General features: G+C 42.4%; 20 protein-coding genes and 1 tRNA gene. 18 read left to right on the top strand and 3 right to left on the bottom strand.

From position 1 onward, the window contains the following. Positions 1 to 36: 36 nt before the first annotated feature. Positions 37 to 846, bottom strand: a complete 810-nt coding sequence (yidA, locus tag PW252_RS08505) for a sugar-phosphatase (protein ID WP_248051069.1) — start codon at positions 844 to 846, stop codon at positions 37 to 39. Continuing rightward, positions 836 to 2,149: an HD domain-containing protein gene (locus PW252_RS08500; RefSeq protein WP_172050710.1), complete on the bottom strand. Its 1,314-nt coding sequence runs from the start codon at positions 2,147 to 2,149 to the stop codon at positions 836 to 838. The genes yidA and PW252_RS08500 overlap by 11 nt, the downstream gene beginning before the upstream one ends. Positions 2,150 to 2,249: 100 nt before the next feature. On the opposite strand from PW252_RS08500, the gene PW252_RS08495 reads away from it, so the two are divergent. The 3 genes from PW252_RS08495 (at position 2,250) to PW252_RS08485 (ending at position 6,436) form a co-directional block, all read left to right on the top strand. Continuing rightward, positions 2,250 to 3,140 (top strand): sulfite exporter TauE/SafE family protein, encoded by an 891-nt coding sequence (locus tag PW252_RS08495; RefSeq protein WP_248051067.1) that lies wholly within the window; start codon positions 2,250 to 2,252, stop codon positions 3,138 to 3,140. Positions 3,141 to 3,148: 8 nt separating this feature from the next. Then, on the top strand, positions 3,149 to 3,535 hold the full coding sequence (locus PW252_RS08490; protein WP_248051061.1) for a YwiB family protein: 387 nt from the start codon (positions 3,149 to 3,151) through the stop codon (positions 3,533 to 3,535). 213 nt (positions 3,536 to 3,748) lie between these two features. Continuing rightward, entirely contained in the window at positions 3,749 to 6,436 is a 2,688-nt protein-coding gene (locus PW252_RS08485; protein ID WP_248051058.1) for a cation-translocating P-type ATPase, read from the top strand. A 125-nt stretch (positions 6,437 to 6,561) separates the two neighbouring features. Here the strand turns inward: PW252_RS08485 and PW252_RS08480 are convergent, their stop codons facing one another. Beyond that, entirely contained in the window at positions 6,562 to 6,951 is a 390-nt protein-coding gene (locus PW252_RS08480) for a hypothetical protein (protein ID WP_248051055.1), read from the bottom strand. Between the two features lie 133 nt (positions 6,952 to 7,084). Here PW252_RS08480 and PW252_RS08475 point away from each other — a divergent pair, with 133 nt between their 5' ends. The 15 genes from PW252_RS08475 to PW252_RS08405 all read left to right on the top strand — a co-directional run bounded on the left by PW252_RS08475 (position 7,085) and on the right by PW252_RS08405 (position 22,178). Beyond that, positions 7,085 to 7,504, top strand: coding sequence for a TM2 domain-containing protein (locus tag PW252_RS08475; RefSeq protein ID WP_248032241.1), 420 nt, complete (start codon positions 7,085 to 7,087; stop codon positions 7,502 to 7,504). 149 nt (positions 7,505 to 7,653) lie between these two features. Next, the gene (locus PW252_RS08470; protein ID WP_248051052.1) at positions 7,654 to 8,142 is read left to right on the top strand and encodes a VanZ family protein; all 489 of its coding nucleotides are present in this window, start codon (positions 7,654 to 7,656) and stop codon (positions 8,140 to 8,142) included. Positions 8,143 to 8,182: 40 nt separating this feature from the next. Beyond that, positions 8,183 to 9,310, top strand: a complete 1,128-nt coding sequence (gene queG, locus PW252_RS08465) for a tRNA epoxyqueuosine(34) reductase QueG (RefSeq protein WP_172050716.1) — start codon at positions 8,183 to 8,185, stop codon at positions 9,308 to 9,310. A 34-nt stretch (positions 9,311 to 9,344) separates the two neighbouring features. Continuing rightward, a protein-coding gene (gene prfB, locus PW252_RS08460) for a peptide chain release factor 2 (RefSeq protein ID WP_105107351.1) occupies positions 9,345 to 10,440 on the top strand; the annotation gives its coding sequence in 2 pieces (ribosomal slippage) (positions 9,345 to 9,416 and positions 9,418 to 10,440; 1,095 coding nt in all). A gap of 36 nt (positions 10,441 to 10,476) precedes the next feature. Beyond that, on the top strand, positions 10,477 to 11,169 hold the full coding sequence (gene ftsE, locus PW252_RS08455; RefSeq protein WP_105114296.1) for a cell division ATP-binding protein FtsE: 693 nt from the start codon (positions 10,477 to 10,479) through the stop codon (positions 11,167 to 11,169). Then, positions 11,162 to 12,091, top strand: a complete 930-nt coding sequence (ftsX, locus tag PW252_RS08450; RefSeq protein WP_248051048.1) for a permease-like cell division protein FtsX — start codon at positions 11,162 to 11,164, stop codon at positions 12,089 to 12,091. The genes ftsE and ftsX overlap by 8 nt, the downstream gene beginning before the upstream one ends. A 249-nt stretch (positions 12,092 to 12,340) precedes the next feature. Next, positions 12,341 to 12,413: transfer RNA gene (locus PW252_RS08445), tRNA-Thr, on the top strand. Between the two features lie 412 nt (positions 12,414 to 12,825). Further along, complete coding sequence (locus tag PW252_RS08440) at positions 12,826 to 14,553, top strand: ABC transporter ATP-binding protein (RefSeq protein WP_248051046.1); 1,728 nt, start codon at positions 12,826 to 12,828, stop codon at positions 14,551 to 14,553. Next, positions 14,553 to 16,292: an ABC transporter ATP-binding protein gene (locus PW252_RS08435; protein WP_248051042.1), complete on the top strand. Its 1,740-nt coding sequence runs from the start codon at positions 14,553 to 14,555 to the stop codon at positions 16,290 to 16,292. The genes PW252_RS08440 and PW252_RS08435 overlap by 1 nt, the downstream gene beginning before the upstream one ends. Before the next feature lie 137 nt (positions 16,293 to 16,429). Next, complete coding sequence (locus PW252_RS08430; RefSeq protein ID WP_248051039.1) at positions 16,430 to 17,368, top strand: TDT family transporter; 939 nt, start codon at positions 16,430 to 16,432, stop codon at positions 17,366 to 17,368. Positions 17,369 to 17,444: 76 nt separating this feature from the next. Then, positions 17,445 to 18,143, top strand: coding sequence for an HAD family hydrolase (locus PW252_RS08425; protein ID WP_248051037.1), 699 nt, complete (start codon positions 17,445 to 17,447; stop codon positions 18,141 to 18,143). A 128-nt stretch (positions 18,144 to 18,271) separates the two neighbouring features. Beyond that, positions 18,272 to 18,841, top strand: coding sequence for a carboxymuconolactone decarboxylase family protein (locus PW252_RS08420; RefSeq protein WP_248051035.1), 570 nt, complete (start codon positions 18,272 to 18,274; stop codon positions 18,839 to 18,841). Between the two features lie 225 nt (positions 18,842 to 19,066). Beyond that, a complete protein-coding gene (locus PW252_RS08415; protein ID WP_248051033.1) occupies positions 19,067 to 19,768 on the top strand; it encodes an N-acetylmannosamine-6-phosphate 2-epimerase in 702 nt (233 codons plus the stop codon). Between the two features lie 54 nt (positions 19,769 to 19,822). Further along, complete coding sequence (locus PW252_RS08410; RefSeq protein ID WP_248051031.1) at positions 19,823 to 21,136, top strand: ABC transporter substrate-binding protein; 1,314 nt, start codon at positions 19,823 to 19,825, stop codon at positions 21,134 to 21,136. Between the two features lie 154 nt (positions 21,137 to 21,290). Continuing rightward, the gene (locus PW252_RS08405) at positions 21,291 to 22,178 is read left to right on the top strand and encodes a carbohydrate ABC transporter permease (protein WP_024380549.1); all 888 of its coding nucleotides are present in this window, start codon (positions 21,291 to 21,293) and stop codon (positions 22,176 to 22,178) included. The last annotated feature ends 7 nt before the right edge of the window (positions 22,179 to 22,185 follow it).

Here is a 22,185-nt window from a genome sequence, read left to right as displayed (position 1 = left end):
TTTTTTAAATCTGATGTCTTTTTTGACTATAATGTGTTATTGCAGTACCCATTCCCTAAGAGCATGAGCTACACCGCTCTCGTCATTTGATTTGGTGATGTACTTGGCAATTTTCTTGAGTTCTGGATTGCCATTTTCCATGACAACTGGATTACCGACGACTTCAAGCATGGGACGGTCATTTTCTTGGTCGCCGATAGCCATGGTTTGATCCATTGTCAGACCTAGTTTTTCAGCCAATTGGATGATGGCTTGCCCCTTATTAACTGTTTTTGGTGTGATTTCTAAGTAGAATGGTGCAGATTTGGCAACATTGTATTTGTCAGTCAAGCTGGTTGGAAGTTGAGGGATGGCAGCATCAAGAATTTCTGCCTCATCGACCATCATGATTTTGATAATTTCCTTATCAGCCATCTCTTCTGGAGTACGGTAGAAGACAGGGGAGCTGACTAACATGGACTCATAAATGGTATATTTTCCAATATCGCGGTTGGCAGTGTACATACCTTCTTTGGTACTGGCATGCATAGGAAGTTTGAGTTTGCGGGCAGCGAGTTCGATGTCCAGATAATCGTCATAGGTCAAGGTATCTTTGACAATATCTTCACCAGTTGCTGCATCCTGCACCAAACCACCGTTAAAGGTGATGACATAGTCGCCAACCTCGGTTAGATTGAGTTCTTCTAAAATGGCACGAACACCTGAGATGGGGCGACCTGTGGCAATAACAATTTTTACACCTGCTTTTTTGGCATCCTGAATGGCTGAAAATACTTGGGGTGTGATTTGGTGTTGGCTATTTAATAGTGTGCCATCGATGTCGATGGCAACAAGTTTAATGGACATGTTCTTCTCCAGTCGTAAAATGATCGTTATGAATATGGCTGATAAAATCAGTAGTGTGCTGGCTAAAAATACCAGTATCTTCCAGCATTTCTTTTGGGAAATAGAAACGGCTATCACCATGGATGGTTCCAGAAAGAGAGTGGACAATTGGTGATAGGGTGGAAAGCTCGACCTTGGTATCATCCTTGCGATAGATTTCAATCTGTGTCCGTTTCTTCTCGGCATTGGGACGGTAAATATCGTAAGGCAGATCAAAATTATGATGAATAGCTGTATAGTATTCTGGATCAAAGCCGACATCGGCTACTAAACTCCGCAGTTGGTTGAGGTCTTCTTCATTCTCTGCCTTGAAGGTGATGGATTTGAAGACCTTGCGGTTTATGTAGCGTTGGGCCAGGTCAGATAAGATATGGTCAGGTCCGTCAATCCAAGACTGGAAATAGGTATTCATGACACCATCATCCAGTGCTAGGTAGTCAGAAAGGCTAACACGGTGTTCAAAAAAGGGAACCAGGCGTGGAGAGGTTCGAGCAAAAAAATCTTGTTCACTCTTGTAGAGTAATTTTGCTCGATTGAGCAAATTTTGTAAGAGAACTTCCATGGAGCGACTGGCTGGATGGAAGTAAACCTGCATGTACATTTGGTAGCGACTGAGGACATAGTCTTCAACTGCGTGCATACCTGATTCTTTGAAGGCAATGCCATTTTCTGTAGGACGGATAACTCGTAATATTCTGGTTAGGTCAAATTCACCATAGTTGGTACCTGTAAAGTAGGAATCACGGAGTAGATAGTCCATGCGGTCGACATCAATTTGGCTGGAAATCAGCTGGACAACCTGTTTATTGGGATAGGTATGGTTGATGACGGAGGCAATTTTATCAGGAAAATCGGGAGCTACCTGTTTTAATATTTGATTGACCTCCGTTTCAGGGCTGGTGATAATAGCGCAGGTCATTTCTTCATGGTCGGTATCGAAGAGGCGCTCAAAGGTATGGGAATAGGCTCCGTGTCCAATATCATGTAAAAGAGCAGCAACCATGGTAATCAGACTTTCCGAGGGGTTCCAGACTTGTGGATATTTCTCTTCAAATTTTTCTGTAATCCTTCGAGCTATTTCATAGACACCAAGGCAGTGCGAAAAGCGGCTATGCTCGCCACCGTGGAAGGTATAGGAAGTGGTCCCTAGTTGCTTGATGCGGCGTAGTCGCTGGAATTCCTTTGTATTGATGAGTTTGTAAATCAATTCATGATCAACATGAACATAGTTATGGACAGGGTCACGAAAAACTTTTTCTATCATAGATTTATTATACCAAAAATCGTTAGAATTTCGGCTTTTTTTCTCATAAAACAAGGATATTGCTATGTACCAAATACTATCTTTTGAGTATAATGGAGGAATGACAAATAAACTTATTTTACATACTATCCAGTTTATCCTTGTGGGAATGATTGCCTGGATGCTTTACTTGATTGTTAGCTATGCTCGGAAGAATAAGATTTCTTTGAAAGACAGATTTTGGACGGGCTTTGCCATTGGTTATGTAACAGACTTGTTGGATACCTTGGGGATTGGTACCTTCGCAACAACGACAAGTTTGCTGAAGGCGACAAAATTGATAGAGGATGACCGACGGATTCCAGCAACTATGACGACGGCTCACATCATTCCTATCTTGTTGGAGGCCCTGCTCTTTATCACCATTGTAGAAGTAGAAATGACGACCTTGATTTCTCTGGCTATTGCTGCATTTACAGGTGCCTCAGTTGGTGCCCGTGTGACGCAACATTGGGATACCAAGAAAGTACAGCGCGTCTTGGGGATTTTGCTTATTGTCGCAGCGGGTATTATGGTCTATCGGATGGTGACCAACCCTGGTGCTGACTTAGCTAATGATGTTCGTGGTCTGACAGGTTGGAAGCTGCTTGTTGGGATTGTATTTGACTTTTTTATCGGGATGCTGTTGAGTATGGGCTTGGGCAACTACGCACCAGAATTGATTTTTTTCTCCTTGATGGGTATTAGTCCAGCGGTGGCTCTTCCTGTCATGATGCTGAATGCAGCTATGATGTTGTCTGCTGGGGCCAAGCAATTTATCCAATCGGGCCGGGTCAATTGGCCAGGAGTTCCTGGAATTATTGTAGGAGGAGTTTTGGGTGTCTTGACAGCGGCCTTCTTCCTATCTAATTTGGACATCAATAATTTGAAAATCTTAGTTGTCTTTATCGCAGCCTTTACAGGTCTAACCCTGCTTCGTTCATCATTCATTACCAATATTAAAGCATCATAGGAGGTAACATGAACATTCGTCTACGGAATGAAATTGATTTAGATGGCCAATTGGAAGTGATCGATCAGACTTTCTCAGTAGAGGTGAAGGAAAAAGATAAGAAGCTTTACCTCATCTATCAGAATGATGAGGAAGAAAAAGTTGTCATTAAGTGTGATGAAAACGAATTGGTTATGACACGTTTTTCCAATCCCAAATCTATCATGCGATTTGTGAAGAAACAAGAAGCAATAGTGACTATTCCAACGCCGATGGGGATCCAGCATTTTACAACACAAACCAGCCTGTATCAGTTGAGTGTTGAACAGCAAGAACTAATCCTTCATTATGATTTAAATGGGCTAGAAAATCAACAGAAATTTGCTAGCTATAAGATGCATATTGAATGGAAATGAAAAACGTTTTCATAGAAAATATTCTTTGAAATTCCTTAGAAATTTGTTATAATAGTTAGCAAATCGAGGGAGTAGCTAACGGAATTTTCCGTGGTAGTGTCGTCATTCCGAAAATCGTTTCCGGCACTATCTTAAATAGCGAGACTTGTTTTAATAAAACAGGTCTCTTTTTTATTGTACAAGGTAGAGAAGAGGCCGAAAAGGAGAAGGAAATTGTCAAAAGAACAAAAACGCGATTTGTTTTACACACAAAGCGAAGAGCAAGTATTGTCAAGCATGGAGTCTTCTTTAGACGGTTTGTCTAGCAGCGAAGCTAGCAAACGTCTGGCAGACTATGGTCGTAATGAATTGGATGAGGGTGAGAAACGCACACTCTTGGCTAAATTCTTGGATCAGTTCAAGGACTTGATGATTATCATCTTGATTGCAGCAGCACTCTTGACGGTGATTACTGAGGGTTCTCATGGTTTGACAGATGCTATTATCATCTTGGCTGTAGTTATCTTGAACGCTGCATTTGGTGTTTATCAGGAAGGTCAAGCAGAAGCGGCTATCGAAGCTCTAAAGAACATGTCAAGCCCTGTTGCGCGTGCCCTTCGTGACAGTCATGTAGTCGAGGTTGATTCTAAGGACTTGGTGCCAGGTGACATCGTCTTACTTGAGGCAGGTGACGTTGTTCCAGCTGATATGCGTTTATTAGAAGCTAACTCCCTCAAAATTGAAGAAGCTGCTCTTACAGGTGAATCTGTTCCAGTTGATAAGGATTTGTCAGCAGTCTTGGCTGAAGATGCTCCAATCGGTGACCGTGTCAACATGGCCTACCAAAACTCTAACGTTACCTACGGACGTGGTCTTGGTGTGGTTACCAACACTGGTATGTACACTGAGGTGGGGCATATCGCAGGCATGCTTGCCAATGCAGATGAAACAGACACTCCATTGAAACAGAACCTGCACCAATTGTCTAAGGTCTTGACCTATGCAGTATTGGTTATCGCAGTCATTACCATGTTGGTATCTGTATTCGTACGTGGTGAAGGTATCTTACCAGCCCTTATGACCTCTGTAGCTCTTGCGGTTGCAGCTATCCCAGAAGGATTGCCTGCTATCGTAACGGTTGTCCTTTCACTTGGTACTCAGGTCTTGGCTAAGCGTAACTCTATCATTCGTAAGTTGCCAGCGGTTGAAACACTTGGTTCAACTGAAATCATCGCATCAGATAAGACTGGTACCTTGACCATGAACCAGATGACTGTTGAAAAAGTCTATACAAATGGTCAATTGGTGGATGCTAAAGAAGCTTTGGATGCAAGCAATACAACGCTTCGTGTTATGAACTTTGCCAACGATACAAAAGTTGACCCAACTGGTAAATTGATCGGTGACCCAACTGAAACGGCACTTGTTCAATTTGGTTTGGATCAAAACTTTGACGTTCGTGAAGTCTTGGTTTCTGAGCCTCGTGTAGCAGAGTTGCCATTTGATTCAACGCGTAAATTGATGTCAACCATTCACCAACAAGCTGCTGGCAACTTCTTCGTAGCTGTTAAAGGTGCTCCAGACCAGTTGCTCAAACGTGTGACACAAATTGAAGAAAATGGTACTGTTCGTCCGATTACCGATGCGGATAAACAAGCCATTCTTGCAACTAACAAAGAGTTGGCAAAACAAGCACTTCGTGTCTTGATGATGGCTTACAAGTATGTGGATGCTATTCCTGAATTGGAGTCTGAGATTGTTGAAAATAATCTTGTCATCTCAGGTTTGGTTGGTATGATTGACCCTGAGCGTCCTGAAGCGGCAGAAGCTGTTCGTGTTGCTAAGGAAGCTGGTATCCGTCCAATCATGATTACGGGTGACCACCAAGATACAGCAGAAGCAATTGCCAAACGTCTTGGTATCATTGATCCGAATGATACAGAAGACCATGTATTTACTGGTGCGGAGCTCAATGAGTTGACAGATGAAGAGTTCCAGAAAGTCTTCAAACAATACTCAGTTTATGCGCGTGTATCTCCAGAACACAAGGTTCGTATCGTTAAGGCTTGGCAAAATGATGGTAAGGTTGTTGCCATGACTGGTGACGGTGTTAACGACGCACCATCACTTAAGACAGCCGACATCGGAATCGGTATGGGTATCACAGGTACGGAAGTTTCTAAAGGTGCCTCAGACATGGTCCTTGCTGATGATAACTTCGCAACCATTATTGTAGCGGTTGAAGAAGGACGTAAGGTCTTCTCAAACATCCAAAAAACAATCCAGTATCTCTTGTCAGCTAACACGGCTGAGGTATTGTGTATCTTCCTTGCAACCCTCTTTGGATGGGATGTATTGGAACCAGTTCATCTCCTTTGGATCAACTTGGTAACAGATACTCTTCCAGCTATCGCTCTTGGTGTTGAGCCTGCAGAACCAGGTGTCATGCACCACAAACCTCGTGGACGTAACTCAAGCTTCTTCTCAGGTGGTGTCTTGAGCTCTATCGTCTACCAAGGTATCCTTCAAACAATCCTTGTGTTGGGTGTTTATGGTTTTGCTCTTCTTTATCCAGAGCATGCTGGTGACGACCATGCCATCCACGCAGATGCTCTTACAATGGCTTACTTGACGCTTGGTTTGATCCAGCTGGTACATGCCTTTAACGTCAAGTCTGTTTACCAATCAATCTTCACAGTTGGTCCGTTCAAGAATAAACTCTTTAACTGGTCTATCGTGGCTGCCTTCTTACTCTTGATGGCAACCTTGGTTATTCCAGGCTTCAATACCTTCTTCAAGGTATCTATCTTGACCCCAACTCAATGGTTGGTAGCTGTTATCGGTTCTGGCCTCATGGTTGTCGTTGTTGAAATTGTTAAATTTGTTCAACGTAAGTTGGGATTGGATGAAAAAGCTATCTAATATAGTTATTCAGCTTATCTTTTATTACTTCGTTAACTCGCCTTGCCGTACTTCAGTACAGCCTGCGCCTCGTTGCCTTGTACTAAAAGCAAACTGAAGACGATATCATTTGAAAAAGCTCAGATTTATTGGTCTGAGCTTTTTTCTGTACTGATAAGGTATTTTGGGAAGATTGCTTGTCCCAACAAAGTGATGGCTAGTGCTAGTATGAAGAGGATGGTTTTGACAAGAGTTGGTAAGTTAAACAGTAAGGCGATTGGTAGGATAGCAAAGCTGAAGTAGTAGAGAATGAAGTACCTACTGTTTTCCATTATTTGGACCCTATCGCCCTCCTTAACTTGAATGGCTGATTTTTTATCCCCTCGAACGCTTAGTGTAACAGATGGTTGTGTAATTGGTAGGCTTAAAATTTTTCCTTGAGTAACTGTCCCAGCAATTTTTCCATCTACCAGAAGTGGAAGTCTTTGGGAGGATAGTTGTTTGATAGGTTTTGGATAATGAATAATAACTCTCATAAGAACCTCCTTGTAATCTAGTTTCATTATAGCAAAAAAGAAAAAAATGTAAACGATTTCTGCCGCTGTTTTCCCCTTCAGGCTTGCTTGAAGAATAAGAAACTGCTATAATTTCTGTGAGTGAGGGATCTATATGAATTATTTACAAAATTATGTGTTTAGTAAGAGTAGTTATTTACCATCTGATAAGTTAATTCTGCTTCAGAAAGAACTAGAGGATTTGGACGAGGGAGCTTTGAATGCACTGATGATGGTTGAATTGCGCCAGCCAGTGATTGCCCTTATCTTAGCCATCTTTTTTGGTGAGTTTGGCGTGGACCGTTTTTATATTGGGGACAAGCGGATGGGCTCGGCCAAGTTGATTACCTTTGGTGTGTCTTTTGTGACTCTTTTTATTCTCATTGGTATGCTCTTGTTTATGGGCTTATATGTGTGGAAATTTATAGACTGTTTTTTGATTATGAAGGCCTGTAAGGAGGCTAACTACCAACGGCTCATGGCTCAAATTCAACAGTTCAAAGCCTTTCAGTATGGCAATAGAACATTTTCCTAATAGAATGAGGAAGGAGGTTTTCAAGACCTTCTTTTCTTCATCACTTGTAAACTACTTGTAACAAGACCTGTGTATTGTCACAAAAGTGACATTTTTCATGTTCTTATTTGTGATATAATGATAAAATATGCTGGAAAGGGGGAGTTTTTATGCAGACTAGAAAAATGAGTATCCTTTTATTTCTAACCTACCTCCTTTTATTGACCTGGATGATTGTCTTTAAGATGGACTTGTCCATCCTGTACGGTCGGTATGATTTAGCCCAGTTCAATCTAATCCCTCTGGCAGGGACAGCCGTTTATAATGGGATTTTGAATTTTCCAGAAATTTTCTTTAATATTATTAGTTTCATTCCTTTTGGGATTTATATGGAAATCTTATTTCGCAAGGCATCTTGGGTTTCCAATCTTATGCTGATTTTGTTGGTCAGTCTTCTATTTGAAGTGACCCAATATTTGCTTTTGTTAGGGATTGCAGATATAACAGACTTGTTGGCCAATGGTTTGGGCGGTGCAATTGGCATCAATATCATGTATGTATTGACGAGTGTTTGGCGTGAGAAAGCCTACGAGCGCATGAATGTCTTTTGCTTGGTTTTAACAACCTTTGTTATATTAACAACTTATTTCCTTGTGTAATTCTTGCCAAAGATGAGAACTTTTTGTTAAAATGAATAGAATGAATATCAAAGAAGAGATTATCAAGCTCTCTCAGGAAATAGGGATTTCTAAGATTGGATTTACTACGGCAGATGATTTTGATTATCTGGAAAAATCCCTCCGGGCTAGCCAGGAAGAGGGGCGTTCGTCAGGATTTGAACACAAGAATATTGAAGAACGTATTCGTCCCAAGTTGTCTTTGCAGTCGGCTAAAACCATTATTTCTATAGCAGTAGCCTATCCGCGACACTTGCCAGTTAAACCAGAAAAAACGCAGTTTAAACGTGGGAAAATCACACCTAGTTCTTGGGGACTGGATTACCACTACATCTTGCAAGATAAGATGGAACGTTTGGCCCGTGGGATTGAGCAATTGACGGATGGTTTGGAGTATAAGGCTATGGTAGACACGGGAGCCTTGGTGGATACTGCAGTTGCTAGAAGAGCAGGAATCGGTTTTATTGGTAAGAATGGTCTGGTGATTTCTAAGGAATTTGGCTCCTATATGTTTTTAGGGGAATTAGTAACCAATCTAGAAATCGAACCAGATCAGCCAGTCGACTACGACTGTGGGGATTGTAACCGTTGTGTTGCAGCCTGTCCGACGTCTTGTTTATTAGGGGATACGACCATGAATGCCCGTCGTTGTCTGTCTTTTCAGACCCAGGATAAGGGCATGATGGACTTGGAGTTTCGTAAGAAAATCAAGACGGTTATCTATGGTTGTGATATTTGCCAGATTTGTTGTCCTTACAATAAAGGAATTTCCAGTCCGCCTGTGGTAGAGATTGATCCAGATTTGGCAGAACCAGAGTTAATTCCCTTTTTGGATTTGTCGAATGGACAATTCAAGGAAAAATTTGGCATGATTGCTGGTTCTTGGAGGGGAAAAAATATTCTTCAACGCAATGCCATCATTGCCTTGGCCAATAGCAATGACCGCTCTGCCATTCCCAAACTTTTAGAAATCATCGATAAGAAACAAAATCCTGTCCACATGGCGACGGCTATCTGGGCTTTGGGACAGTTAGTGAAAGAGCCTAATGATGAGATGATAGATTTTATCGCAGGCATTCAATCCGATAATGCAGATGTCATAGCGGAGCAGACAGCATTTCTCAACTTGGTAAATAGACTACAAATGTGATATAATACAAAGATAAATAAAAAATGAGGTGTATATGGATACAGCAGAAATTCGCCAAAAGATTGAAGAACTTGGCAAAAAATTAACGTCTTTTAGGGGGTCTCTTTGACTTAGAAGGTCTGGAAGAAGAGATTGCCATTCTTGAAAATAAGATGACCGAGCCAGATTTTTGGAATGATAATTTGGCAGCCCAGAAGACGTCTCAGGAGTTGAATGAATTAAAAAATACCTATGGAAATTTCCATCAGATGTTGGATTTATATGATGAATCTGAAATATTGCTAGATTTCCTAGCAGAAGATGAGTCGGTACGGGATGAGTTGGTCGAGAAGTTAGCAGAATTGGATAAGTCCATGACTGCCTATGAAATGACCTTGCTCTTGTCAGAACCCTATGACCACAATAATGCCATCTTGGAAATTCATCCAGGTTCGGGTGGTACTGAGGCTCAGGACTGGGGAGAAATGTTGCTTCGGATGTATCAGCGTTTTGGTAATGCCAAAGGTTTTACAGTAGAAACTTTGGATTATCAAGCTGGAGATGAGGCAGGTATTAAGTCAGTAACCCTTAGCTTTACAGGTCCAAATGCTTATGGTTTGCTCAAGTCAGAAATGGGTGTTCATCGCTTGGTGCGTATCTCACCATTTGACTCAGCAAAACGTCGCCATACTTCCTTTACTTCGGTAGAAGTCATGCCAGAATTGGATGATACCATTGAAATTGAAATCAGGGATGATGAGGTCAAAATGGACACCTTCCGTTCAGGTGGTGCCGGTGGACAGAACGTCAACAAGGTATCGACAGGTGTGCGTTTGACCCACATTCCGACAGGTATTGTGACCCAGTCAACAGTTGACCGTACTCAGTATGGCAACCGTGATCGTGCTATGAAACTCTTACAAGCTAAATTGTATCAATTGGAGCAGGAGAAGAAGGCTGCAGAGGTCGACTCACTCAAGGGAGATAAAAAAGAAATTACTTGGGGCAGTCAGATACGTTCCTACGTCTTTACGCCGTACACAATGGTTAAAGACCACCGGACAGGCTTTGAGGTAGCTCAGGTTGATAAGGTGATGGACGGTGATTTGGATGGCTTTATCGATGCTTACTTAAAATGGCGAATTAGCTAAAATCTAAAGAAAGGACTGTCTTAGACAGAATATCCTATGAGAATTATTGAAATGAAGAACGTTTCCAAGAAATATGGAAACGGAACGACGGCCCTTCGAGGAGTGTCCGTCAATGTTGAGGCTGGAGAGTTTGCCTATATTGTAGGTCCTTCAGGTGCAGGTAAGTCAACCTTTATCAAACTGTTATACCGTGAAGAAAAGCTTGATAAGGGTAGCTTGACAGTTGGGAAGTTTGACCTGGCTAAAATCAAGAAGAGAGATGTCCCTTTGCTCCGTCGTAGTGTCGGAGTCGTTTTCCAGGACTATAAACTCTTACCGAAAAAGACTGTGTTTGAAAATATTGCCTATGCTATGGAAGTTATTGGCGAAAAACCACGCAATATTAAAAAACGTGTTATGGAAGTCTTGGACTTGGTTGGTTTGAAACATAAAATTCGTTCCTTCCCCAATGAATTATCTGGTGGTGAGCAACAGCGTATTGCTATTGCCCGAGCTATTGTCAACAATCCTAAGGTATTGATTGCTGATGAACCAACTGGTAACTTGGACCCAGAAAATTCCTGGGAAATCATGAACCTCTTGGAGCGGATCAATTTGCAGGGGACGACCGTTCTGATGGCGACCCACAATAGTCAGATTGTAAATACCCTCCGCCACCGCGTTATCGCGATCGAAGACGGTCGAGTGGTACGGGATGAAGAACAAGGAGAGTATGGATACGATGATTAGACGATTTTTTAGACACTTTATTGAGTCGCTCAAGAGTTTGAAGCGAAATGGCTGGATGACCGTTGCGGCTATTTCTTCAGTAACCATCACATTGGCTATGGTTGGTTTATTTGCTTCAGTTATTTTAAATACGGCAAAATTGGCTTCTGATTTGGAGCACAATGTTCGTATCAATGTTTACTTACGGGCCAATTCAACAGATCAGGCTGAAACGATTGTCAATGAGGCTGGTGAAACAGTAGCCAACCCTGATTTCAATAAGGTTTACAACCAAATCACAGCCCTGCCAAATGTTCAATCTGTTACATATTCAAGTAAGGATGAACAGTTGAAAAAGCTGACTGATACACTTGGTGAAACTTGGAATTTGTTCCAGGGAGATGCTAACCCGCTTTACGATGCCTATATCATTGATACGACTGAGCCTCAGTACGTAAAATCGGTTGCGGCAGAAGTTGCAAAAATTGACGGCGTTACAGAAGTCCGTGATGGCGAGGTGGAAACGGAGCGTATCTTCAAATTGGCATCAATGGTGCGCACTTGGGGACTAGCAGCAACTGGCTTGCTCTTGTTTACAGCTATATTCTTGATTTCTAATACCATTCGTATTACCATCATTTCTCGTAGCCGTGAAATTCAGATTATGCGCTTGGTTGGTGCAAAGAATAGCTATATCCGTGGCCCCTTTCTTTGGGAGGGTGCTTGGGTAGGCTTGCTTGGTGCGATTTTACCATCTGCCTTGGTTTATTTCTTGTATCAGATGTTTTATAATTCAGTTAATGCTAGTCTTGCTAGTCAGGACTTGTCCTTGATTAGTTTGGATATTTTCATTCCAAGCATGGTTGGAGCCCTGTTTGTTATCGGTATCCTCATCGGTTCACTCGGTTCAGTTATTTCCATGAATCGCTACTTGAAAATTTAAAAAATGAAAAGGTCCGCACTTATTCTAGTGACGGACCATATTTTTTTGTCATTACGAGTGCGAGTGGTGAGAAGGAACATCCATTTCTTCTTTGCTTGTGCAGTTATAGGAATATTTTCTTGTATTAGTGGGCGCGGGTCATCTGTAGTGTTGTTAACTAAAAGCTAGGAAGAACTTTCAGGATTGAGGGGGTGCTTTTTTAAATAAGTGTTGACAAATAGATAAAATATGGTAAACTAATAAAGTACTGCTGGTTTAGCTCAGTCGGTAGAGCGCATCCATGGTAAGGATGAGGTCGCCGGTTCAATCCCGGCAACTAGCATAAAATAAGCTGAAAAACCCTTGAAACACAAGGGTTTTTGTTATGTCTGCCCCAAATTCTCCCCTGATATCAAAAAAATCTTGACTTGTCAGTTTATTATGTTAGAATAGGGCTTAGAAAAAAGAAAGGAGTAAAACAAATGAACACACAACTTGTCCTTCAGCAAGCTATTTTTTATCATACACTCCTTTCTAAGCAGGAAAACAGGGCTCATTGAAAGACTTTTGAAGTTTTCGTGGGCCTACTCTGGAATAGTGGGAAAGTCAAGCATGTCTTATCATGGTCAGGTGGGCTTCTCAGAACTGTTCGAGAGTTGGTCTATTTTTGTGGACTGAGCCATGCCTAGGTGGAGTGATAGACACCTAGGCTTTTTTGTGCTTAGAAAGGAATAGTTTTAACTTAAAGGAGAAATATGTTTAAATTGATATTTGATTACGTCAAACAACACAAGTGGCTCTACTTGCTGGTTGTTGTGACCTTGATTATTTACGATATAACCCTCTTGATACCAACGCAGATTATTCAGAGGATGGTGGATACGCTGACCAAGAATGGCTTGACTGAGCAGATTTTGGTTCAAGAAATGGGCCTCTTGCTTTTGGTGACCTTTCTCAATTATGGGATGGGTTTTATCTGGCATCTTAAGCTTTTTCAGGCCTCGGTCAATTTCAAATTTGATATGCAGCAACGAGCCTTTAAAAAGATGGTGACTATGCGAACACCTTTTTATGAAAAATTTCGGTCTGGGGATGTCATGACCAGATTTTCTACGGATGTTGATGGCCTGATGGAGATGGTCGGCTATGGGCTCATGATTGTGGTCTATTCCGGTGGTATGTTGGCATTTATCATTCCTACCATGCTTTTGATTGACTGGAAGATTTCCTTCCTGGCTATCTTACCGATGATTTTTATGGCAGTTGCTTTCTTTTTCATTGGTCGCAAGCAGGATTTGGCTATCGATGCTAACCGTGAGGCAGTTGCACAGCTCAATAATGAGGTCTTGGAAGTTGTCGAGGGTATTCGTGTAACACGCGCCTATAGCAAAAAGGTAACTCAAAAGGGGCAGTTTCAAGCTCGAACCAAGGAATTGGCGGATGGTGGGGACCGGATTACTACCCTGCAATCCCTTTATAACCCCTTGGCTACGGTCGGTCTGGGTTTGTCGACTATCCTGGTCTTGGTGCTTGGAGCAGGGGCAGTCAAGTCTGGTCAGCTCAGTCTAGGGCAGGTCATCGCCCTTCAACTCTATGTCAGTTCCCTCCTAGAGCCTTTCTGGACCCTGGCGGATTTCATACTAGTTTATCAGACAGGTAAGACTTCATTTGAAAAACTGCAGGAGCTGATTGAAACAGGAGATGACTTGGAAGTGGATGGCTCGGTAGAAATAGCCGAGCTAGATAGTATTTCTTTCAAGAACTACAGCTTTAGCTATCCTCAGTCGGACCGTCCGAGTTTGCGGGAGATTAACTGGACCTTGAAAGCCGGTCAGACAGTCGGGATTGTTGGGAAAACGGGTTCCGGCAAGACCAGTCTGGTTAGACAATTGTTACGTCAGTATCCAGTTGGGCAGGGTGAGTTTCTTGTTAATCATCAGTCTGTCCTTGACTTCAAACGCTCAAGCCTGGAGCAAAAAATTGGCTATGTTCCCCAAGAACACATTCTCTTTTCAAAATCTGTTGGGGAAAATATTGCCTTTGGTAAGCGTGACAGTAGTTTGGAAGAAATTGAAGCGGCTATCGCAACCGCAGCCTTTAGCCAGGACTTGGAGCGGATGAGTCATGGACTGGACACCATGATTGGCGAGCGGGGTGTGTCTATTTCTGGCGGTCAGAAACAACGGATTTCTATTGCGCGTGCCTTTTTACGAGAGCCAGACTTGCTTATTTTAGACGATTCCCTATCAGCAGTCGATGCTCGAACAGAAGGTCAGATTATCCAAAATATCCAGCAAGAACGTGCAGGCAGGACCAATGTCATCGTGACCCACCGCCTGTCTGCTGTCAACCATGCGGACTGGGTACTGGTCTTGGATGAAGGTCGCATTGTAGAAGAAGGACGACCGGCAGACCTGCTAGCTCAAGAAGGCTGGTACTATGAACAATACCAGCGCCAACAAAGTCAGGAAGGGGGAGAATAATGAAGGTTTTAGGATTTTTAGTGAAGCAAATTGGTCGCGTTAAGTGGCTCTTTACGTTTGCTGTTATCTGTTACTTAGCAGCTTCTAGCCTCTTGCGTTTTGCACCTCTCATTATTCAAAAAGCCATTGATGGACCTTTAAGGGCCTTGAGTGAAGGCCAACCCTTCCAAGAATCCCTTTTCTTGCAGATGGCAAGTCAATATGTGGCCATGATTTTCTTGGGTGCACTTGGCTATTACCTTTCCATGCGGATCTTAATGCACTCTGCCAATAGGATAGCAGAGTATTTGCGCAATCAGGCCTATGATGTTATGCAGCACTTGCCCATTTCTTATTTTGATGACAAACCTGCCGGGAAGATTGCCACTCGTATTGTTAACGATACTGAAACCTTGCGCAATCAGTTTTACGGTACTCTTGTTAATGTCTTTAATAGTTTTATTCGCTTGCTTCTTACCTACGGGATTGTTTTCTACATCAATCCTAGTCTAGGTTTTGCTCTCTTGCTACTAATTCCAGTCTTTATCGGTATTCAATTTATCTATAAAAAGTTGACCGATAAGCCTATGAAGGATTTTTACGATGCTCGAAGTGAGGTCAATACTCAGGTCAATGAAACCATGAATGGTGCTAGTTTGATCCAGCTCTATGGTCAGGAAGAGAGAGTGCTAGCTGAGTTTGAAGCGACAGCAGATAAGATGCGCCTTGCAGATAACCAGATTATCTGGGCCCAATCCTGCTCGACATGGACCTTGACGGAGTTTCTGAAATTTCTGGTTGTGACAGGGATTTTAACCATTATTGGCTATCAATTCTTACAAGGTCAATCGAGCTTGTCACCGGGTAAATTATTTGTGTATATTGATTATATTGAAGGGATTTTTGTGTCCCTTGGTGCCTTGGTCAAGCAGTTTCCCAATCTCCTTCGGTCGATTGAAACAGGTAAGAGGTTGATGGGCTTGCTGGAAGAAGAAACGGAGCCCGATAGTAGTGCTGAATTGACGGTGACAGACGGTCAGGTGGTCTTTGACCAAGTGACCTTTGCCTACGAAGTTGGCAAGCCTATTCTCAAGGACATCTCCATTCAGGCTGACAAGGGAGAAACCATTGCTCTGGTGGGCCACACAGGATCAGGCAAGTCCTCCATTATGAACCTCCTCTACCGTTTCTATGATCCTCAGGAGGGTCAGGTTTTGATTGATAGGAAAAACATCCGTGAATATTCTCGTGAGAGCCTGCGCAGTCACATGGGGATTGTCCTTCAGGATCCCTATCTCTTCACTGGGACCATCGCTAGCAACGTGGCTATGGATAAGGAGAAGATGGATAGACCGGCAGTTATAGAAGCCCTGGAAAAAGTTGGGGCAGGTCCAATGCTTGCTCGCTTGGAACAAGGTATCGATGAACCAGTATTTGAAAAGGGGTCAACCTTCTCTAGTGGGGAACGCCAGCTAATTGCTTTTGCCCGCACCCTTTACTCCAATCCCAAAATCTTGATTTTGGATGAGGCGACTTCCCATATCGATACGGAAACGGAAGAAATTATCCAGCACGCAATGGAAGTGGTCAAGGAAGGTCGGACAACCTTTATCATCGCCCATCGCCTGTCCACCATTCAAAATGCAGACCAGATTTTAGTCCTGGACCAAGGTCGCATTATTGAGCGTGGCAGACATGAGGACTTGATTGAACAAGGCGGTGTTTATGCACAGATGCATGAGATACAGGCTAGGGTGTAGGAGAAGGGGAGTATAGTCATTTTTTATAGGATGGATAAGTAATATATATTAGTAAGAGCTTTATTTTTCTGATAGGATAGGGGTAACTCGTTTAAACTTGTTACAATCAGTCACCATATCTATCATGGAGGTCCAATATGAAAAGAAGTTTAGTCCAAGTCCCCCTAGCCCTTTCAGGTCTGCTACTGGCTATGGTAGCTTTGGCCAATCTATTAGCTCCAGTTCATCCCCTTATCAAACCCAGTCTGCAAGCCTTAGCCTTGCTGGGCTATAGTATTTTGTTTTCCAGAATTTTTGCTGTCTGGTCAAAAACAAGGGCTGAATTAGGTCAGCCCATTGTTGCTTCTTGTTTTGCTACACTTTTTATGGGCTTGTTATTGCTGACAGCCAGCCTTTCTCCTCTACCTTTTGGAATTGGTAAAGGAATTTGGTTGACTCTGGTTTTGCTTTACGGTACCTATATCGTCTTTTTCTCCTATCGGTTTATCGGTCCAAGAAGGTTGGAGTTGGTTTTTCCAAGCTGGTTTATCGTCTATGTAGGCTTTGCCATGGTTGGGGTGACTGCGCCAGTCTATCAAGCTTTTAGACTGGGATGGTTTTCTCTGATTTTTGCGGGAATTTCCTTTGCTATCTTGTTGCCGGTTGTTGTGTATCGTTTGCTGCGTGTTAAATTGGTTCAGGCTCAGTTTCCCCTGCTGGCTATTTTTGCTGCTCCGACTGCCCTGCTTTTAACTGCCTATCTTCAATTGGCAGAGCAGGTAGATTTGCGCTTGCTTGTGTTTTTGTTAATCCTGTCCCAATCCTTCTATCTAGCAGTGGTTTTCTCGCTCAGACGATTGACCAAAAATGGTTTTAGTCCTCTCTTTGCAGCCTTTACTTTTCCGTTTATCAGCTCTGCTATTTCCCTAAAACTGACCCTAGGGAAGTTGGTGGGACTTCAATCCCTCCTGTCATTTGTCTTGCAAGTGGAGATCATTCTGGCGACGCTTGTGATTGCGGGAGTAGCTTTTCTATATGTCAATCACCTGTCAAGAGAGTTAGTCAGTGTTTGGTCCTCGGCTGAGGAGAGTGTGTAGGTCTGTGAAGGGATCTGGAAATGATTCAAAACAGAAAATCTAGTCAAGGGGCTAGGTTTTTTGTTATAATCAAAGCATGAAAGCAGTGATTTTTGACTTAGATGATACCTTGTACGACCAAATCCAGCCCTTCAAAAAGGCTTTGAATGGGCATTTGCAGGTGGATGATGAGCTAGTCGGTCCCCTTTATCTAGCCTTTCGTCATCATGCAGATCAGGTATTTGAAGCAGCAGCGACTGGCAAGATGAGTTTAAAGGACAGCCATATCTATCGGATGAAAGCAGCTCTAGCTGATTTTGGATTTCAGGTATCGGATGCTCTAGCTTTGACCATTCAGATTGATTATGATTATTTCCAAGGACAGCTGGAGCTTAGTCCTATGTTTCCAGCGATTTTTTCCCATTGTAAAGAAAGGGGACTTGCGCTTGGGATCATAACCAATGGTCCTCATCGCCACCAATTGCGGAAGATACGCACTTTGGGTCTTTTGGATTGGTTTGACCAAGATCTAATTCTAATTTCAGGTCAGCTTGGGGTAGCTAAACCAAATCCGCAGATTTTTAAGGTCATGGAGCAACGTTTGGGACTTACCTCTGATGAGATTTGCTATGTAGGCGATTCCTTTGAGAATGACGTTATAGGTGCCAAGGCTTGTGGTTGGCAGGCTATTTGGTTTAATCATCGGTTGCGTTTAGCCCCTGAAACCAGTGTCAGCCCAGACAAGATAGTAGATAAGTGGGAGGACTTGACAGTGGCGCTTCTCCCTATGGATTAGCCTTTATTTATGGGTGTGATAGGTAAAATATATTAGCAGACAGGCTATTTTTATGATAGGATAGTGCTATATCATGGAAGTCAGGATTGATGACTTGATGTAAAAAAAGCATGAAATGGAGTACCCCTATGACACAAACATTTTTCCCAATTCATACCTTGGACACTGTTAGACCTGATTTGAAAGAAAATCTGGAAACGGTCAAGAAAAATAATGGTGGCTACATTCCCAACTTGATTGGACTTTTGGCCAACTCCCCGACAGCCTTGGAAACCTATCAGACAGTAGGAGGTATCAATCGCCGCAATAGTCTGTCACCGACTGAGCGTGAAGTCGTGCAAATCACAGCGGCCGTAGCAAATGGATGTGGCTTCTGTGTAGCAGGTCATACTGCTATATCGATCAAACAAATCAAGATTCCAGATGAGATTTTGCAGGCTCTTCGTCAGGGGACACCTATTGAGGCAGATGCGAAATTGGATACATTGGCTCGCTTTACCTTGGCAGTCATTCATGAAAAAGGCAAGGTTGGTGATCAGTTACTAGAAGAACTTTTCCAAGCTGGCTATACAGCTGAGAATGCCTTGGATGTTGTGCTAGGTGTCAGCCTTGCGACCCTCTGTAACTATGCAAATAACCTGATTAACACCCCAATCAATCCTGAACTGCAGCCCTATGCTTTGAAAGATGAAGAATAGAATTTGAAAAACCAGTCGAACTAGTCGGCTGGTTTTTCAATTTTAGCAAGTGAAACTATTTTTATAAAAAAGTTAGAAAATAGAAAGTAGTTTCAAAAAATCCCCTTTTCTTTCTTCAGACAGAAATTAAAATTTAAATGTAAAAGTCTGTTGAAAAGATGTCAATATATTGTATAATAATAATGTAAGCGCTAACTCGGATCCGGTAATAGAAAGGAGAAATGAATGGCTACCATCAGCAAAGAAGCCTTAAAAGAACAAATTAAAGATGGCATTATTATTTCCTGTCAAGCTTTACCAGGTGAGCCTTTATATAGTGAAGAAGGCGGAGTTATTCCTCTATTGGTCAAGGCAGCCCAGGAAGCGGGTGCTGTAGGTATTCGAGCAAACAGTGTTCGAGATATTAAAGAAATCAAGGAAGTAACCGATTTACCTATTATCGGAATTATCAAGAGAGATTACCCTCCTCAGGAGCCTTTCATTACGGCAACGATGAGAGAAGTGGACGAGCTAGCTGAGCTAGACATTGCAGTTATTGCCCTGGATTGCACCAAACGTGAGCGTTATGATGGTCTGGACATCGTTGATTTCATCAAACAAATCAAGGAAAAATATCCACATCAACTCTTCATGGCAGATATTTCCACCTATGAAGAAGGTGTGACAGCCTACGAGGCAGGTATTGATTTTGTTGGAACGACCCTATCAGGCTATACATCCTATAGCCGACAAGAAGATGGACCGGATATTGAGCTGGTTGACCGACTTTGTCGTGCTGGGATTGATGTCATCGCAGAAGGAAAAATCCACTATCCAGATCAAGCTAGAACCATTCACGATTTAGGTGTGGCAGGTATCGTCGTTGGCGGAGCCATTACCCGTCCTAAGGAAATAGCAGAGCGGTTTATCCAGGCTCTGAAAAAATAGTTATATAGTCTAATAACCCCATATGGGGAAGCAAAAAAATAAAGGAGAAGAATGATGAAAAAAATCATACATTCATTGTTAGCTGGTGTGGCAGTTTTGTCACTTGCAGCATGTAGTGGTGGTAGCAGTAATACAACTGCTGAAAAAACAGCTGAATCAAGTGCTTCTGGTAAGACAGAAATCACTTGGTGGGCCTTCCCAGTATTCACACAAGAGAATACAGAAGACGGTGTTGGTACCTATGAGCAAAAAATTATTGCTGCTTTTGAGGAAGCTAACCCAGACATTACTGTCAAACTGGAAACCATTGACTTTACATCTGGTCCAGAAAAAATCACGACTGCTATTGAAGCAGGTACTGCTCCAGACGTTCTCTTCGATGCACCAGGCCGTATCATCACCTACGGAAAAAATGGTAAATTGGCTGAATTGAATGATCTCTTCACAGATGAATTTGTCAAAGATGTGAACAACGATAACATCATTCAAGCATCTAAGGCTGGTGATACTGCCTACATGTACCCACTCAGCTCAGCTCCATTCTATATGGCCTTCAACAAAGCGATGTTGAAAGATGCTGGTGTTCTTGACCTTGTAAAAGATGGCTGGACAACAGACGACTTTGAAAAAGTTATCAAAGCTTTGAAAGACAAGGGTTACAACCCTGGCTCCCTCTTCTCTAACGGTCAAGGTGGTGACCAAGGTACTCGTGCCTTCTTGGCAAACCTTTACAGCGGTAGCATCACAGACGAAGGCGTAACTAAGTATACAACTGATTCAGAGCAAATGATCAAAGCCTTGGATAAGGCAGCTGGCTGGATTAAAGACGGCTACATGATGAACGGCTCTCAATACGCAGGTGGCGATGACATCCAAAACTTTGCAAATGGTCAAACTTCTTACACTATCCTTTGGGGTCCTGCTCAAAATGGTATCCAAGGACAATTGTTAGAAGCATCTAAAGTAGAAGTTCTTGAAGTACCATTCCCATCTGAAGATGGTAAAGTAGCTCTTGAATACCTTGTAAACGGCTTTGCAGTCTTCAACAATGGCGACGAAGCTCGTGTAGCAGCGTCTAAGAAATTCATCCAGTTCATCGCAGATGACAAAGAATGGGGTCCTAAGAACGTTGTTCGTACAGGTGCCTTCCCAGTTCGTACATCATTTGGTGCTCTCTATGATGACGAACGCATGGCTATGATTGACAAGTGGACTGGCTACTACTCACCATACTACAACACCATTGACGGATTTGCTGAAATGAGAACTCTTTGGTTCCCAATGCTTCAAGCTGTATCAAATGGCGAAAAAGAAGCAGAGGCTGCTTTGAAAGAATTCACTGAGCAAGCAAACGCAACCATTAAATAAATGAATTGAATGAGGCTCCTTTTCTCTGTCAGTTACTACAAAGATATGGAAAGGGAGCTCTTCCTTTCATGCTTTGTGAAAATCAAAAAAATATTTTCAGTAGGTATTTTGATTTTCATAAAGAATGATTCCGAATAGACTGGAGGTGTTTTAAGTGCAGATAAATAAGATTAGAATGCGGGAAACCATTGTATCCTATACCTTCTTGGCTCCTATTCTCATTTTCTTCACCATTTTTGTACTCGCTCCAATGATCATGGGATTTGTCACCAGTTTCTTTAACTATACCATGACAGATTTCACCTTTGTTGGACTGGATAACTATGTACGGATGTTTAATGATCCGATCTTTATCAAATCTCTGATTAACACATTGATTATCGTGGTTGGTTCAGTGCCGGTAGTTGTTTTCTTTTCAGTCTTTGTCGCTTCGCAGACCTATGAAAAGAATGTCATCGCTCGTTCCTTCTACCGTGCAGTTTTCTTCCTGCCTGTTGTAACGGGTTCCGTTGCTGTAACGGTTGTTTGGAAATGGATTTACGATCCCCTGTCAGGTATCTTGAACTTTGTTTTGAAATCTGGCGGCCTTATTGAACAAAATATCAGTTGGTTAGGGGATAAACAGTGGGCCTTGTTGGCCATCATCATTATCCTCTTAACAACTTCAGTTGGTCAGCCCATTATTCTTTACATTGCAGCTCTTGGAAATATTGACAATTCTTTGGTAGAAGCTGCGCGTGTAGACGGTGCCAACGAACATCAGGTTTTCTGGCAAATCAAATGGCCAAGCCTCTTGCCAACCACTCTTTATATCGCAGTTATTACAACCATTAACTCCTTCCAGTGTTTTGCCCTTATTCAGCTCTTGACCTCAGGTGGACCTAACTATTCAACCTCCACCCTCATGTACTACTTGTACGAAAAAGCCTTCAAGTTGTCTGAGTATGGTTATGCAAATACCATGGGTGTTTTCCTGGCAGTCATGATTGCACTGATTTCCTTTGCCCAATTCAAGATTTTGGGTAATGATGTGGAATACTAGAAAGGAG

Origin of the sequence: Streptococcus sp. 29887 (assembly GCF_032595075.1) — a bacterium.
GTDB lineage: Bacteria > Bacillota > Bacilli > Lactobacillales > Streptococcaceae > Streptococcus > Streptococcus iners.
Note: the sequence above shows the minus strand (reverse complement) of the source record. Positions and strands in the feature narration are given on the sequence as shown.